The organism is Janthinobacterium violaceinigrum (assembly GCF_009208555.1).
Classification (GTDB): domain Bacteria; phylum Pseudomonadota; class Gammaproteobacteria; order Burkholderiales; family Burkholderiaceae_D; genus Janthinobacterium; species Janthinobacterium violaceinigrum.
Genome location: NZ_WFLI01000013.1, coordinates 20,553 through 35,548 on the forward strand (window position 1 = coordinate 20,553; position 14,996 = coordinate 35,548).

Here is a 14,996-nt window from a genome sequence, read left to right on the forward strand (position 1 = left end):
AAAAAACCGCCTTCGGGCGGTTTTTTTATAATGCGATGCACCGACCAGGAGAATTTGCAGAATGACCGAACGTGACCGCCAATACGATATCCAGATTGCCGATGACCGATGGATCGAATTCATCGACCTCGCGGGACGCTACGACCAGGCGATCGACCTCGATGTACTGCTGGGGGAACTGTGGCCGCTGATTTACCGGCTGGAAACGCATTGCGTGGCCGGTTGTTGCGGCATCGATGCCTACGACTTCACGCGCGAAGCCGTGGACGCGGCGCTGGCCGAACTGGATCGCGCGCAAATGCGTGACGCCTGCGCCGCGGCCAGGCAGGCCGTGATGGCGGCCGACGGCGATGTATTGATGAGTGCCGCGATGAACCACTATGCGGATAAACGCGTGATCCTGCAATTGCTCGATCACCTGGACGCTTGCATTGCCGAGCGCGCTTGACCTTGCCAAGGCGGGAAGGTCCAAGGTAGCGGCATTGAACGATAACCGAGGAGAATCGACCATGCCCAGGATCACCGTCCTGCCCCACCCCGAACTGGCCCCCGATGGCGCCGTGTTCGACGCGCCCGAGAACATGAGCATCTGCGATGCCTTGCTGCGCCATCGGATCGACATCGAGCACGCCTGCGGCCAGGTGGGCGCCTGTTCCACCTGCCACGTGGTCGTGGTGCAGGGTTTCGACTCGCTCAACGAACTGGGCGACAATGAGGAAGACATGCTCGACCAGGCCTGGGGCTTGCAGCCCCACTCGCGCCTGTCGTGCCAGGCCCGCGTGAGCCACGAAGACCTGACGGTGGAACTGCCCAGGTACACGCTGAACCACGCCAAGGAGTAATCCCCGGCGCGGCTGCGCCACCTTCCTACCTGCTTACCACATGATTACGCGCTGCTCGGGCGGCAGATACATCGGGTCGCCCGGCTTGATGCCGAACGCTTCGTAGAAGCCGGGCTGGTTCATCACCGTACCCTTGGCGCGGAATTCGCCGGGCGAATGGGGATCGCTCTTGATCTGCGCGATCGCCGCTTCCGGACGCAGTTTCGCGCGCCACTTCTGCGCAAAGCCGATGTACAGGCGCTGTTCGCCCGTCAAGCCGTCGAGCACGGGCGACGGCTTGCCGCCCAGCGAACGCTGATACGCCTTGTAGGTGATCGACAGGCCGGAATTGTCGCCGATGTTTTCGCCCAGAGTCAGCTCGCCATTGATGTGGTAGCCCGGCACGGGGCTGTAGGCGCCGTATTGCTTGACGAGGCCGGCGGCCAGCGCCTTGAAGGCTGCGCGGTCTTGCGCCGTCCACCAGTTGCGCAGACGGCCCTTGGCATCGTACTGGCTGCCCGAATCGTCGAAAGCATGGCTGATTTCATGGCCGAAGGTGATGCCCAGCAAGCCGTAGTTGACGGCGTCTTCCGCTTTCACGTTGAAGAATGGGGGCTGCAGGATGGCGGCCGGGATCGTGATCGCATTGAGGGCCGGGCTGTAGCTGGCGTTGACGGTTTGCGGCGTCATCGACCATTCGTCGCGGTCCACGGGCTTGCCCAGTTTTTCCAGATTTTGCTGGCGGCCCCAGACACGCGCGGCCCGCACGTTGGCGACCAGGTCGTTCGGCTGCGTCCGCATGGCGCTGTAGTCGCGCCATTTATCCGGGTAGGCGATCTTCGGCTTCAAGGCTGCCAGCTTGAGCTGGGCTTCCTTCTTGGTTTCCGGGCCCATCCAGTCGAGCTGCTCGATGCCATCCTTGAACGACGCGACGAAATTGTCGAACATGGCCATCACGCGCGGCTTGGTTTCCGGCGGCAGGTACATTTCCACGTAGCGCTTGCCCACGGCGTCGCTGATGGCCGCATCCGTGAAGCGCAGCGCCAGCTGCCACTGCGGTTCGCTTTGCGGCACGCCGCGCAGCACCGTGCCTTCAAAGGCAAAGCGCTCCTTGACGGTGGCGCTGTCCAGGTAGGACGCATAGCTTTCGATGATGCGCCAGTTCAGATAGCTCTTCCACGATTCCAGCGGCACGGCCGTCACGGTCTCGGAAAAACCCTGGATGAAGCTGGGCTGGCGCACCACGGCCATCGAGGCTTTCGGCGCCAGGCCGGCAGCCGTAAAGTAGGCGTTCCAGTCGAAGGCCGGCGCCAGCGCGCCGAACTTGTCGAAGTCGACGCGGTTGTACGATTTGACGGGATCGCGCATCTGCACGCGCGTCCACTGCGCTGCCGCCAGGCGGGTCTCGATGTCGAGGATCTGCGCCGCATGTCCGGCGGCGGCCTTGTCGCCGCTCATGGCCAGCATGGTCTCGATATGCTTGAGGTATTTCTCGCGCACGGACTTGAGCTTGGCGTCGTCATCCTTCAGGTAATAGTCGCGGTCCGGCAAGCCCAGGCCGGACTGGCTCACGTTGACCGTGTAGCGCTCGGGGTCCTGCGCATCGGGGGCCACGCCGGCGGAAAACGGCGTCTGGATGCCGTTGCGCTGCAAATAGGCAAACAGGGCCGGCAATTCCTTCTTGTCGCGGATGGCGGCGACGCGGGCCAGTTCGGCGCGCAGGGGCTTGAATCCGGCCGCATCGCGCGCCTTTTCGTTCATGAAGCTCGTGTACAGGTCGGCGATCTTGTGCGCCTCGCTGCCGGGCTTGCCGGGATGCTTCAAGGTGGCATCGATCAGGCCGCGCAGCTGGCCCTGCGCGATTTCGCGCAATTCGATATACGTGCCCCAGACGGATTTGTCGGCCGGGATTTCCGTATTGCGGGTCCACACGCCATTGACGTAGCCGTAGAAATCATCCTTGGGGCTGACGGCCGGGTCCAGGGTTTTCAGGTCGATGCCGGAGACCGGCGCGGCTTGCTGGGCATGCAGCAAGGGCGAGGACAAGGCGAACAAGGCGCAGCAGGCGGCGCTGATGAGTGAGCGTTTCACGAAGATTCCTTTAATTGTTTTGACTTCATGTTGGAGAACATGCTGTATCCAGGCATGGAGGCAGGATTATAGTCGGCCTGCCTGCCGCGCAACAATGACGGTTGAACAAGTCCAGTAATCCGATGGCTACCAAAGCAAGCGTCAAACCGCGCCCATGATCGGCAAATGTTACCATGTAGCAATAGCCATGTAACAATAGATATCCCAGACTGGAGCCGCTTGATGCAGGAATTCCGATTCAATGTTTTCGGCACGCTGATTGCCGTCCGGGGGACGCCGGGAGCGTGGCGCGCCTTCTATCTCGGCGCGGAAGGCAAGCGCCGGCCCGCCGATTTCATCATTCCGGACGATATTCAAGCAGATGCGCTGTGCGAATACCTGGCCGACCTGTTCCATGAAGAGGCGACGCCGCGCAATCACACGGCAACGCGCATCGATGCGCCCGCGTGCGGGGCCTGAGTTAGTTCACCGGCTTACTTCACCGGCCTACTTCACCGGCTCGAACGTCACCGTCAAGCCATTGCCCGTGGTCCGTATCTGCGTGGGCACGAATTGCACGCCCGCATAGCGCAGTTCGTCCGGTTTGAACGTGTAGATGGGCGTTTCATGCATGAGCTGGTCGGCCACCAGGCTGGCCACCTTGGCGAACTGGCGCTGCTGCGCTTCATCCATGCCATCGATGGCGACCTTGTCCACGCTCGCTTCGCTCAGGTAGACGGCGTTGCGCTGGGCGTCGAGCACGAGGCGGCCCGACATGGCCAGGCTGCCGCGCCAGCTTTGGCGTATGAACGGCGGCAAGACGCTGGCATCGACGCTGAGGGCCACTCGTTCGCGCTCGGGCTGCAAGGACAGCTGCGGGTGGGTCAGCTTGACATCCAGCACAGACAGCACGCGCTTGTCGATAGGAAAGCGGCGCTCCAGGCCTTGCTGCATCTTGCTCAGCGACACATTCACGTCGCGCGGGCCGATCAGGGTGGAGCACGAGGCCAGCACAGTGCAGGCCAGGGCGGCGATGGCGGCGGTTTTCAGCAAGGGACGCAGGGCAGTGGCATTCATGGATAGTCTCGGTGGAAAGATGGCGCCATCTTACACATGCGCCCGCTTTCACGCAAAAACCGGCGCCCGCCTTGCAGCGGACGCCGGTTTGCAGGTTTGCCTCGTTAGCGTACGAACAGGGCGATCAGTATGACGATGGGCAATGGAATGCCCAGCAACAGCAAGAGGATGGAACGCATGGCAGTCTCCTGGATAGAATCGGTAAATTAAATGGTCACATGGCGCAGCACGCGCTCGTGGTCGCGCTGGCGGCCGCCAAAGGTGGCGGCCAGGCTGGCCACGAAAGCGCCCAGCAGCAAGGCGACGAACATCCACAGGGCCGTATGGGCGCCGGCCTTGCGGGCCGTATCGGCAGCTTGCTGTGCCTGTGCCTTGGCATCGGCAGCGGCCTTGACGGCGCGGCCGTAGACGGCGTCGACGCGCGCTTCCGCTTCCGCCTGCGTCAAGCCCGTGCGGCTGGCCACGACCTGGCCCAGATAGGCGCGGTCATCGGCGGCCAGGCTGCCCGTGGACAGGCCGGTGGCGAAAATCTTGCCGATTTCAGCACGCTGGTCGGCGGCCGTCACGCCGGGATTCGCTACCGCTGGCGCAGCAGTCGCGGCTGGTGCCGGGGCCGCGCGCAGCAGCATGTCGGAAAAATAGTCGAGCGGGTTGGCACTGCTGCCCTCGCCCGCCTTGGCGCCGGAGGCACCGGCACCAGCTGCCGCTGCGCCCGCCCCTACGGCCGGGCCCACTGCCGCCGCCACGCCGCTGCTCGCATCGATGGCGCCGCTGAGCACGGCGCGCGTGCCGCCGGCCAGCACGGCCACGGTGATCAGGGTGGCCACGGCCCAGGCCAGCAAGCCGTGCGCCGTATCGCGGAAGTGCACTTCATCCGTGTGGATGGAACTCCACTTCACGCGCAGACGGCCCGCCATGTAGCCGCCGATGCCGGAAGCGGCCAGCTGCATGAAGGCCAGCCAGGCGATGGTCGACACGCCGATGGCCGTGGCGTTGAACGACCACGGCGACACGGACGACAGGCCCAGGCCCACGCCGAGTATCAGCAGGATGAAGGACAAGGCGGCCGCCGCGGCAGCGCCCGCCAACACGGCGCCCCAGGACACGCCCGGGTTGTTCAAGTCCGAGACGGACAGTTGTGTAGCTTGCATGGAAATCTCCCTTGGTTGGTAATGGTTATGGCGTTCAGGCAGCGACGCCCGTCAGCTGTTCCTTGCGCGCGGCCATTTCCCGGCCCAGCGCGTCCAGGTCGACGGCCGTGTGGCGCACTTTGGGAAACATGTCGTTTTCCTCTTCCTTGACGTGGTGTTCGATCTGCTCGGACAACACCTTGACCTTGGCGTCGTACAGGTCGTCGGCAGGGTCCATCGCTTCGATCTGCGCGATGAGTTCCTTGGCGCTCGCGTGCTCGACGACGGCCTCATCCATCAGGTCGCCATCGTGGATGGGGCGGCGCACGGCCGGATAGAAGATTTCTTCTTCCAGCTGCGTGTGCACGGTCAATTCCTGGCAGATCTGGTCGGCCAGCTTTTTCTTCGTGGCAAAAGAGCGGTCGCTCAAGCCTTCATACTGGGCAAACAAGGCTTTGACAGCCTTGTGGTCTTGCATCAATAAGCTGATCGCGTTCATGGCGCCTCCTCGTTGTGGATGAGGCAAGGATGCGCCACGGCGGCGCCAGCGTATGTGCGACGCCATACACAATCTTGATATTTAGTTACCTGCCTACTTGATGCCGTGATGGCTCATCAGGTCGTACAGGGTGGGCCGGCTTACGCCCAGCAATTCAGCCGCGCGGGCGATATTGCCGTCGGCCCGCGCCAGCGCGCGCACCATCACCTTGTACTCGGCCGCCTCGCGGGCCTGGCGCAGGTTGATGGCGTCTTCAACGGGCGCCGCCTGCGCGCTGGCGGGCAAGCCCAGGTCATCGACCGCGATCTGCGGACCGTCGCTCATGATGACGGCCCGCTTGATGCAGTTTTCCACTTCGCGCACATTGCCGGGCCAGCCATAGCTTTCGATCAGCTGCAGCGCGCCGGCGCTGAAATGCAGGTTGCTGCGCCCTTCGCTGGCGCAGAACTTGTTCTTGAAATGGTGGGCCAGCAAGGCAGCATCGCCGGCCCGTTCGCGCAGGGGCGGAATGCGCAGCACGATTTCGCTGAGGCGGTAAAACAGGTCTTCGCGGAAGCGTCCCTGTTCCGCCAGCACCTTCAAGTCCTGGTGCGTGGCGCACACGATGCGCACGTCGACGGCGATCTCGGCCCGTCCGCCCACCCGTTCGATCACCCGCTCCTGCAGGAAGCGCAGCAATTTTGCCTGCAGCGCCATCGGCATGTCGCCGACCTCGTCGAGAAAAAAGGTGCCGCCGTGGGCCAGTTCGATCTTGCCCAGGGTTTGCCGCGCCGCGCCCGTAAACGCGCCCCGCTCATAGCCGAACAGCTCGCTTTCCAGCAGGTTTTCGGGAATGGCCGCGCAATTGATGGCAACGAAGCGCTGCGCGTGGCGGCTGGACAGCGCATGCAAGCCACGCGCAATCAATTCCTTGCCGCTGCCCGAGTCGCCCAGCAGCATGACGCTGGCCGACGAGGGCGCCACCTTTTCCACGCTGCGGCACAGTTTCAGCATGCCGGGATCGCGGCTGACGATGCCGGCCAGCGGCGAATCGGCCTGCGTCTGCAGCATGCGGCGGTTTTCCTGCTGCATGGCGTGCAGGTAGAACGCGCGGGCGATGACCAGGCCCAGCATGTCGGCGTCGAATGGTTTCTGGTGGAAATCGTAGGCGCCCAGCGCGATGGCCTTTAACGCATGCGCGCGCTCCTGGTTACCGGAAAGAATGATGACCTTCGTGTCCGGCGCCAGCGCAAGAATCTGCTGCAAGGTGGCCAGCCCTTCCGTGGCGCCGTCCGGATCGGGCGGCAAGCCCAGGTCCATCGTCACGACGGCCGGCTGGTGGCGCCGCACCAGCGCCAGCGCCGCTTCGCGCTCGCCCGCCAGCAAGACGTCATAACCGTCAAAACTCCAGTGCAGCTGCTTTTGCAGGCCGGGATCGTCTTCGATGACAAGCAGTTTTTGCTTGGCCATGTTCTTCCTTTCTGTTCACGCGGCATGCAGCGGCAGGATCACGCGGAACGTCGTGCCCACCTGCGGCTCGCTGCGCACTTCCAGGCTGCCGCCCACTTCGCGCAGATATTCGCGACTTTCGAACACGCCGATGCCCATGCCCGCCGTCTTGGTCGTGTCGAACGGCTTGAACAGGCGTTCGCGGATGAATTGCTCGCTCATGCCCTGCCCTGTATCGTCGAGTTCGACCACGGCCGTGTGCTGCTCGCGCCGCAGCCGCACGGCCACCTTGCCATCGCTGGCCGTGGCTTCGATGGCGTTCTGGATCAGATGGCCCAGCACGCGCTCCAGCCGCGCCCGGTTGGCCAGCACCGTCAGCTCGCCATCGACAATTTCCAGCCGCGGCGCGGGCGCCAGGCTGGCCTTGGCGGCCACGGCCTGGCGCAGCAAGCCATCGAGCAGCAGCGGCGCCGGCGCTTCCGGCGCCTCGCCACGCGCCAGTTTCTGCAGCAAGGTCTTCATTTTCTGCACGGAATGATCCAGGGTACCCAGCATGTCTTCCTGGAAGGCGGGATTGGCGCGGTGCTTTTCCGCATTGCTCAACAACAGGGACAGCTGGAACACGAGGTTCTTGAGGTCGTGCACGATGAAAGTGGACATGCGGTTGAACGAATCGAACTGGCGCGACACCGTCAGGGTATCGAGCGATTCGCGGTGCGCCAGGTAGCTGGCGGCTTGGCTGCCGGCAATTTTCAGCACGTCGAGGATTTCCCAGTTCAGGCCGATGCGCGTGCGGGGCCGCGCCAGCGCGACAAACGCGAACAGCTGGCCATGCAGCATCAGGGGCACCAGCAGCCACACGTCCGGCAGCGCCAGCAGCGGAGGCGGCAACAGCAAGCCGCCGTACTGGCGGGGGTTTTGCCGGCAATCGGGCACGTCGACCACCCATTGCCTTGCCTCCAGGAACTGGCACAAGAGGCCAGTGGCCGGCTCGCTCCAGGCGGACGGCGGCCAGTTCCAGCTGGCGGCCGGGGCAAACTGTCCCTGGTCGCGCAAGATCCACAGCGCGCCGGCGCGGCTTTCCACCAGTTGCGCCATCGCCTGTATCGTGCGCTCGCCCAGGGCCGGGCCATTTTCGGACAGCGCGCGCGTAAATCTCAGCCATTCTTCGCGGTAATCGAAGATGGCGTTATAAAAATGTTTATTGATGGTCACCTTGAGCTTGGCCCGCAGGCTGCCGGAAAACAGCACACCCGCCAGCAGCAGGGCCGCGCCGCCCAGGTAAGCCATCTGCATCAGCGAGCCCCAGGTGCCGCCGAAATAGCGCAGGTAGTACGCGCTGGCCGCCATGGCCAGCAGATAGATGGCCGAGCCCAGCAAGGCGGCCGAGCGGTACAGCATCTGGCGCGAGACGGACAGGCCCAGCGCCCAGCCCGGATTGCGCGCGGCCGACACGGCCAGGAGCGGCGCGCACAGGGCGTCGACAATGCCGCGCGCGGCCCAGATATCGTCGTTGATCGCACGAAACAGCAAGGCATCGCTGTACAGGTAGAAATCGTAGGCGAACAGGCCGCCCACGCCCAGGCACGCAAACTTGATGCCCCAGCGTTTCAACGGCGGCGTGTTGCGGTACCATTGTTCCACCAGCAGCATGCCCAGCACGGACAGCAGCAAACGGCTGGCGCTGGCGATGATGCGCGCCGGCAAAGGCAGCGCCAGCCACGACGAGGCCAGCGCGCACAATGCGGGCGCCAGCGCCGTGAGGACGATGCCGGCCAGCACGAGGCGCAAGCGGGGCCGCGACGGTTCGATCAGCAGCAACAGGAACACCAGCCAGGCCAGGGTGCGCAGCAATTCGAGCGCATCACCGGCCAGCGAGACGCGCTGCCCCAGCAGCACCAGCACCACCGTGCCCGTGGCCCAGCCGCCCGTCGCCAGGCACGCCACCAGCAAGGCCCGCACGTTCTGCCGGGCCCGCCAGTTGCTGATCAGAAGCAGCGCCAGCGCGAAGAAGGCCAGCGACGCCAGGCCATGGCTGAGCGCTGCCGCGTCGGCGGCCGCCAGCCAGGCCGACTGCGCCCGCATCATCGGCTGCCCTTGCCAAACAGCACCACCTGCACCGTGTCGAGCAGGATCAGCAGGTCGAGGAACAGGCTGTTATTTTTCACATAATACAAATCATATTGCAGCTTCTTCACGGCGTCATCGACGGAGGCGCCATATTGATAGCGCACCTGCGCCAGGCCCGTGATGCCGGGCTTGATGCTGTGGCGGATGTTGTAGTACGGCACCTGCTGCTTCAGTTGCTCGACAAAGTAGGCGCGCTCGGGACGGGGCCCCACAAAGCTCATCTCGCCGCGAAACACATTGAACATCTGCGGCAGCTCGTCGATGCGCAGCTTGCGGATCCAATTGCCCACGCGCGTGATGCGCGCATCGTTGGCCTGCGCCCAGATGGGCTTGCCGTCACGCTCGGCATCGCAGCGCATGCTGCGAAATTTCAGCACGTTGAACGGCAAGCCATCGCGTCCCACCCGCTCCTGCTGGTAAAACACGGGGCCGCCGTCTTCCAGACGGATGCAGACGGCCGTCGCCAGCATCACGGGCAGCGCCGCCAGGCAGATGACGCTGCTGGCGGCCAGGTCGAATAGGCGCTTCGACGCGGCGCGGAAGAAACTCTGGTCGAAGCCGCCGCCATAGATCAGATAGCTGGGCTGCAGGGAATCGATGCGGATCTGGCACGCCTCGCGCTCGAAAAACGTGGCCGCGTCGATCACCTTGACGCCGCCCAGCGCGCATTCCAATAGTTGCTTGGCAGGAAACGCGCCATTGCGCCGGTCGCTGACGGAGACGACGATTTCATGCGCGGCATGGCGCTGGGCCATGGCCAGCAGCGATGGTTCGGCCGGCAGCAAAGCCGAGGCCGGCACGCAGCATTGCTCGCCAGCCACATCGATGCAGCCGACGACGGTAAACTGGTGGAAACCGATCTTGCTGGCAGCCAAATCCATGCATTCGCGCGCCAGCGCCCCGCCGCCCACGAGGATCAGCCGGCCTTCCATCAGCGCCGATTGCGAGGATTTGAACACCACCAGGCGCGCCAGCAGCACGCCGATGGCGCCCAGGCCGAAGATCAGCACGCTGCCGCGCCCGAATTGCAGCGCGGGAATGAAGCGTATCAGCACGCTGAGCACGGCAAAGCCCAGCGCAAACGACGGCAGGATGCGCAGCAGGGTGTTGCGGATATCTTCGCGCGAACGGTGCTGGTACATGCCCAGCGCGCTCATGCAGAGCACGATGACCAGCGTAAAGATCGAGGAAGACAGGTAGACCTCGCTCGCCCGCACGAGGCGGTTGCCGTCCGCCAGCCACAGCAAGGAAGTCAGGGTGGCCGACAGCAGCAGGATCATGATTTCCAGCAACAGCAAGATAAACGCTGTTTTCGAGACATAATGGCTGAAGATGCGGATCATGGTTCCTCCTGCGGCAAGAAGCATCGGGCCGGCACGGGGCGGCCTGCAGCTGTCCTGCCATCATGGCGAACTGTTCCGCGAAGACATTGATGCGCCACAAGCTACGGCCCCAGCTATCTTTTGCTTGCAGAATTTATCTCAACACATTACCGAATGCAGGGAAATGGCATATAGTATGCATCCCCTAAAAGAGATAAATGTCATGAAATTTGATGTAGCGATTGTCGGCAGTGGCCTGGCGGGTTTATCGGTTGCACTGCATTTAGCTGAGACGCGCACCGTCGCGATCATTTCCAAACGCGCGCTGCTCGATGGCGCCAGCAACTGGGCGCAGGGCGGGATCGCGGCCGTGCTGGACTCGGGCGACAGCCACCAGCAACACATCGAAGACACCCTGATCGCGGGCGGCGGCCTGTGCGACGAGAGCGCCACGCGCTACATCGTCGAACACGGCCGCGAAGCCATCGAATGGCTGATCGAGCAAGGCGTGCCGTTTACGCGCGACGCCTCGGCCGAGCTGGGTTTTCACCTGACCCGCGAAGGGGGACACAGCCAGCGCCGCATCATCCACGCGGCCGACGCCACGGGCCACGCCGTGCAAGTCACGCTGGAAGAAAAGGTGCGCGCCCACCCGAACATCACCCTGTTCGAACACCATTGCGCAATCGACCTCATCACTTCCGACAAGCTGGGCATGAAACCCGCGCAGCGCAACGCGCAACCGCATTGCCATGGCCTGTACGTGCAGGATGAGCAAACGGGCAAGGTCCTGACCTTTGCCGCCGAGCACACGGTGCTGGCCACGGGCGGCGCCGGCAAGGTGTATTTATATACAACGAATCCCGACACGGCCAGCGGCGACGGCATCGCCATGGCCTGGCGCGCCGGCTGCCGCGTGTCGAACATGGAATTCATCCAGTTCCACCCCACCTGCCTGTACCACCCTTACGCGAAGTCCTTCCTGATCACCGAAGCCATCCGTGGCGAAGGGGGCTTGCTGAAACTGCCGCCTGAAGCAGGCGCCGCAGCGGGAACGCGCTTCATGCTGGCCCACGACGAGCGGGCCGAACTGGCGCCGCGCGACGTGGTGGCGCGCGCCATCGACTTCGAGATCAAGAAACGAGGCCTCGACTACGTGCACCTGGACATCAGCCACAAGCCGGCCGAATTCCTCATCGAACACTTCCCCACCATCTACGCGCGCTGCCTGGAACTGGGCATCGACATCACCAAGCAGCCGATTCCCATCGTGCCCGCCGCCCACTACACGTGCGGCGGCGTCGTGACGGACCTGTCCGGCCGCGCCGACCTGCCGGGCCTGTACGCGGTGGGCGAGACGGCGTGCACGGGCTTGCATGGCGCGAACCGCCTGGCGTCGAATTCCCTGCTCGAATGTATCGTCATCGGCCGCGCCTGCGCACAGGATATCGAAAGCAAGGAAAAGCTGGGCACGCCCTACCTGCCCGACTGGGATGAAAGCCGCGTCACGGATGCGGACGAGGAAGTGGTGATTTCGCACAATTGGGACGAACTGCGCCGCTTCATGTGGAATTACGTGGGCATCGTGCGCACGACCAAGCGCCTGGAGCGGGCCCAGCACCGCATTGCCCTGCTGAAGGAAGAAATCGACGAGTACTACCGCAACTTCCGCATCACGCACGACTTGCTGGAACTGCGCAATCTCGTCGACGTGGCTTCGATGATCGTCAACAGCGCCCTGTCCCGCCGCGAAAGCCGCGGCCTGCACTTCAGCCGCGACTATCCGGAAACCTTGCCGAAGGCCATCGCCAGCGTGCTGACGCCGCCGCACCGCTAACAGCGGCTGGAATGCGCGCCGGGCATGCACTGGCGCGCATTATTCTTCCGGCATGTCAAACCCGATGCCATCTTCCGTGTACGAAAGCTTGGCAGAATCGCCCGTGCATTCCCCCTGCGGCACATCGGCCACATAGCGGCACTCGCTTTCCACGCTGCCATCCGCGCGCCAGTGCCGCGTCCAGCCTTGGCGCTCGCCATCGACGTATTCGATCAGCTGCTTCGGCTTGCCGTCGGCATACCAGGAGCGCAATGCACCCTCCTCGCGTCCGCCTGCGTTCCACTGCTTGTGCACGATCAATATGCCGGCCTGGCTGAAGCGCTGTTCGCTGCGCAGGATATTGCGGCCGCTGTGCGTGCGCTTGCTGGCGACTTTGCCGTCCGGATAATATTCCACGCTCTCGCCCGCCGGCTGGCCATCGACGTAATGCGTCGTGCGCTGCACCTTGCCATCGGGGAAATAGCCGGTGCTCGGTCCCGTGATGATGCCATTGACATACTGGCTGCGGCTTTCCACGGCGCCGTCCGGATAGAACAGCAGCGATTCGTCCGGCTGGCCCTTGACCCTCGTCGTGCGCGTGCGCAGCTTGCCATCCGTGTCGAAGGTTTCCACCAGGCCATCGGCCTGCACCCGGTCGTGGGACTGGCCCGCCGCGCTTTCCTGCACGCCATTGAACAAAGTGGCGCGCAAGGCCAGCTGGCCATCCGGGCGATACCGCGTCTGCACGCCGCGCCCCTCCTGCTGCTCCACCTGCATTTCCAGCTGGCCATGCGGGTAATACATGCGGTAGTTGCCCACCAGCTTGCCGCGCAGGTAATCGGGAGCGTTGACCTGGCCCGTCAGCCGCTTCGGTTCGCCTTCGCGCACGTGATAGATCTCGACTTGCCAGGTGCCCGGTATCTTACCGGGCGGCAGCGGGAGCACGAGTGCGTAACGCGCGCTTTCCATGGCCTCGCCGCGCGACAGGTTATGGTTCAGGTACAGACGGGCCTTGCCATCGGCACAGTGCGCATCGCAGCCGCGCAGCATGCGGACAACGGGAATGGCACCGGCCTGATCTGGCACCGGACAGGCAAGGATGCGCACCAGCACGGGGTTCCTGTCGCGTATCATGTTGGCCAGCTCGGTCTTCATGACGCCATACTGCTCCTCGCTCAGCCCGACCGATGCCGCATCCATGCGCAGCTGCCGGCCGCCGCAGCCCGTATCGTCGTCCACGGTCAGCACATCGCCGCGGCCTGGCGCGGCCTTGATCGCCGTGATCACTTGCCGCTGCACGATTTCGGCCTGGGCCATGGCCGGCAACAGCAGCATGACGCCAACAAGGTGATTTATAAGGCGCGCCATGCTTGCTCCTTGCGCTGCAATTCCGGCGCTGGCGGCGCTTCGCCGCAGTCGCCCTGTGCCTTGCCGGCCACATACCGGCATTCGCTTTTCAAGCTGCCATCGTCGCGCCAGCTGCGGCTCCAGCCGTCACGCCGGTCGTTCACGTAATCGATCGCGTGCTCGGGCTTGCCGTTCTCGTACCACGAGCGCGACGTGCCCTGCTCGCGCAGCCGCGCATCCCAGCGTCGCTCCAGCACCAGCACGCCCTGGGGACTGTAGCGCCGGACGCTGAGCAGCCCGCCACCATCGCCATACTGCTGGCGGCTTTGCACCTTGCCATCCGGATAAAACTCCAGCGCTTCCCCGACCGGTAAATCATTGCGCTGCGTCATGCTGGCGCGCACGGCGCCATCGGGGTAGTAATCCGTGGTGCTGCCATTGAACTTGCCCTTGCTCACTTGCGTTCTGTTCGACACTTTCCCATCGGGAAAATATGCGAGCAGTTCGCCTTCCATGCGTCCATCGCGCAGCACATAACTGGTGCTCAGCTTGCCATTGGCATCAAATGTCTGCACGGGACCGTCCACGCGCTGTCCCTCGCGGTACACGCTGGCCTCGCGCAGCTTGCCCGTGGCGTGATATTGCTGGTGCGTGCCTACCGGCAAGCCATGACGCCAGTTGCCACGCGATTCCAGGCTGCCATCGGCACGATAGAGGCTAGTAAAGCCATCCTGCCGGCCTTGCCCATCCTGCGCCACCTGCTTTTCGATCTTGCCATCGGGGTAATACGTGACATAGCCACCCACCAGTTCGCCCTGTGCATAATCGGCGCGGTTGACGTGGCCTGACAGGCGCAGCTTGCGGCCCGCCACGCTATAGATTTCCACCTTCCACGTGCCCGGCAGTTTGTCTTTCGGCAATGGCAACAGCAGCACGTTGGGCGCCTGTTCCCGCTCGATGGGATAGAAACGCTCGTGCAGGTACAGCCGCGCCCGGCCATCGGCGCAATCGGCTGGCGTGCAGGCGGCGATCTCGCGCACGATGGGCACGCTCGCATCGTCCGGGCATTGTTTCACGGTGACGAGCATGGGCGTCCTGGCGCGCATGCGTTCAGCAAGCTGGACTTTCAACGCTTCGTACGGCGCCTCGTCCAGGTTCATCGAGCGGGCATCCATGCGTATCTGCTTGCCGCCGCAGGCTGTCGTGCCCGCAATGGTAAAGACATCGCCGCCTTCGCTATCGGGCTCGCCGGCCATGCTGGTCACCACCAGGCGCTGCACGATGTCCGCCTGCGCCATGCCTGGGTACAACAAGGAAACGCCCAGCACGGCGCATATCGTCTTGATTTTCATGGTA

General features: G+C 63.9%; 13 protein-coding genes. 4 read left to right on the forward strand and 9 right to left on the reverse strand.

The annotated features are described in order from the left end of the window. Window positions 1-61 precede the first annotated feature (61 nt). Window positions 62-448 (forward strand): DUF6331 family protein, encoded by a 387-nt coding sequence (locus GCN75_RS13150; protein ID WP_152282924.1) that lies wholly within the window; start codon window positions 62-64, stop codon window positions 446-448. 61 nt (window positions 449-509) lie between these two features. Beyond that, window positions 510-842, forward strand: a complete 333-nt coding sequence (gene fdx, locus GCN75_RS13155) for an ISC system 2Fe-2S type ferredoxin (protein ID WP_152282925.1) — start codon at window positions 510-512, stop codon at window positions 840-842. 33 nt (window positions 843-875) lie between these two features. On the opposite strand, the gene GCN75_RS13160 is transcribed toward fdx, so the two are convergent. Continuing rightward, window positions 876-2,912 (reverse strand): M13 family metallopeptidase, encoded by a 2,037-nt coding sequence (locus tag GCN75_RS13160; RefSeq protein WP_152282926.1) that lies wholly within the window; start codon window positions 2,910-2,912, stop codon window positions 876-878. 222 nt (window positions 2,913-3,134) lie between these two features. Between GCN75_RS13160 and GCN75_RS13165 the strand changes: the two genes are divergently transcribed. Further along, complete coding sequence (locus tag GCN75_RS13165; RefSeq protein WP_152283000.1) at window positions 3,135-3,371, forward strand: DUF7661 family protein; 237 nt, start codon at window positions 3,135-3,137, stop codon at window positions 3,369-3,371. Window positions 3,372-3,398: 27 nt separating this feature from the next. On the opposite strand, the gene GCN75_RS13170 is transcribed toward GCN75_RS13165, so the two are convergent. The 6 genes from GCN75_RS13170 to GCN75_RS13195 form a co-directional block, all read right to left on the reverse strand. Further along, window positions 3,399-3,968, reverse strand: a complete 570-nt coding sequence (locus GCN75_RS13170; RefSeq protein WP_152282927.1) for a DUF1439 domain-containing protein — start codon at window positions 3,966-3,968, stop codon at window positions 3,399-3,401. A gap of 206 nt (window positions 3,969-4,174) precedes the next feature. Further along, the gene (locus tag GCN75_RS13175) at window positions 4,175-5,119 is read right to left on the reverse strand and encodes a hypothetical protein (RefSeq protein ID WP_152282928.1); all 945 of its coding nucleotides are present in this window, start codon (window positions 5,117-5,119) and stop codon (window positions 4,175-4,177) included. 34 nt (window positions 5,120-5,153) lie between these two features. After that, window positions 5,154-5,597: a hemerythrin domain-containing protein gene (locus tag GCN75_RS13180; RefSeq protein ID WP_152282929.1), complete on the reverse strand. Its 444-nt coding sequence runs from the start codon at window positions 5,595-5,597 to the stop codon at window positions 5,154-5,156. Between the two features lie 93 nt (window positions 5,598-5,690). After that, the gene (prsR, locus tag GCN75_RS13185; protein ID WP_152282930.1) at window positions 5,691-7,046 is read right to left on the reverse strand and encodes a PEP-CTERM-box response regulator transcription factor; all 1,356 of its coding nucleotides are present in this window, start codon (window positions 7,044-7,046) and stop codon (window positions 5,691-5,693) included. A gap of 15 nt (window positions 7,047-7,061) precedes the next feature. Continuing rightward, the gene (gene prsK / locus GCN75_RS13190; RefSeq protein WP_152282931.1) at window positions 7,062-9,113 is read right to left on the reverse strand and encodes an XrtA/PEP-CTERM system histidine kinase PrsK; all 2,052 of its coding nucleotides are present in this window, start codon (window positions 9,111-9,113) and stop codon (window positions 7,062-7,064) included. Further along, window positions 9,110-10,498 (reverse strand): TIGR03013 family XrtA/PEP-CTERM system glycosyltransferase, encoded by a 1,389-nt coding sequence (locus GCN75_RS13195; protein ID WP_152282932.1) that lies wholly within the window; start codon window positions 10,496-10,498, stop codon window positions 9,110-9,112. The genes prsK and GCN75_RS13195 overlap by 4 nt, the downstream gene beginning before the upstream one ends. A gap of 202 nt (window positions 10,499-10,700) precedes the next feature. Between GCN75_RS13195 and nadB the strand changes: the two genes are divergently transcribed. Beyond that, window positions 10,701-12,314 carry an L-aspartate oxidase gene (gene nadB / locus GCN75_RS13200; RefSeq protein ID WP_152259173.1) on the forward strand — a complete coding sequence of 538 codons (1,614 nt, stop codon included), beginning with the start codon at window positions 10,701-10,703 and terminating at the stop codon, window positions 12,312-12,314. Window positions 12,315-12,353: 39 nt separating this feature from the next. Here nadB and GCN75_RS13205 read toward each other — a convergent pair whose 3' ends face one another. Both GCN75_RS13205 and GCN75_RS13210 read right to left on the reverse strand, forming a co-directional pair. Then, the gene (locus tag GCN75_RS13205) at window positions 12,354-13,661 is read right to left on the reverse strand and encodes a toxin-antitoxin system YwqK family antitoxin (RefSeq protein ID WP_193317492.1); all 1,308 of its coding nucleotides are present in this window, start codon (window positions 13,659-13,661) and stop codon (window positions 12,354-12,356) included. Beyond that, window positions 13,646-14,992 (reverse strand): toxin-antitoxin system YwqK family antitoxin, encoded by a 1,347-nt coding sequence (locus GCN75_RS13210; RefSeq protein ID WP_152282934.1) that lies wholly within the window; start codon window positions 14,990-14,992, stop codon window positions 13,646-13,648. Before GCN75_RS13210 ends, GCN75_RS13205 begins: the two co-directional genes overlap by 16 nt. Window positions 14,993-14,996: the final 4 nt, after the last annotated feature.

What these genes read in the sequence shown, in the direction of transcription:
- GCN75_RS13150 (WP_152282924.1), top strand. Translation starts at nt 62, where the DNA reads ATGACCGAACGTGACCGCCAATACGATATCCAGATTGCCGATGACCGA.
- fdx (WP_152282925.1), top strand. Translation starts at nt 510, where the DNA reads ATGCCCAGGATCACCGTCCTGCCCCACCCCGAACTGGCCCCCGATGGC.
- GCN75_RS13165 (WP_152283000.1), top strand. Translation starts at nt 3,135, where the DNA reads ATGCAGGAATTCCGATTCAATGTTTTCGGCACGCTGATTGCCGTCCGG.
- GCN75_RS13170 (WP_152282927.1), bottom strand. Translation starts at nt 3,968, where the DNA reads ATGAATGCCACTGCCCTGCGTCCCTTGCTGAAAACCGCCGCCATCGCC.
- GCN75_RS13175 (WP_152282928.1), bottom strand. Translation starts at nt 5,119, where the DNA reads ATGCAAGCTACACAACTGTCCGTCTCGGACTTGAACAACCCGGGCGTG.
- GCN75_RS13180 (WP_152282929.1), bottom strand. Translation starts at nt 5,597, where the DNA reads ATGAACGCGATCAGCTTATTGATGCAAGACCACAAGGCTGTCAAAGCC.
- prsR (WP_152282930.1), bottom strand. Translation starts at nt 7,046, where the DNA reads ATGGCCAAGCAAAAACTGCTTGTCATCGAAGACGATCCCGGCCTGCAA.
- prsK (WP_152282931.1), bottom strand. Translation starts at nt 9,113, where the DNA reads ATGATGCGGGCGCAGTCGGCCTGGCTGGCGGCCGCCGACGCGGCAGCG.
- GCN75_RS13195 (WP_152282932.1), bottom strand. Translation starts at nt 10,498, where the DNA reads ATGATCCGCATCTTCAGCCATTATGTCTCGAAAACAGCGTTTATCTTG.
- nadB (WP_152259173.1), top strand. Translation starts at nt 10,701, where the DNA reads ATGAAATTTGATGTAGCGATTGTCGGCAGTGGCCTGGCGGGTTTATCG.
- GCN75_RS13205 (WP_193317492.1), bottom strand. Translation starts at nt 13,661, where the DNA reads ATGGCGCGCCTTATAAATCACCTTGTTGGCGTCATGCTGCTGTTGCCG.
- GCN75_RS13210 (WP_152282934.1), bottom strand. Translation starts at nt 14,992, where the DNA reads ATGAAAATCAAGACGATATGCGCCGTGCTGGGCGTTTCCTTGTTGTAC.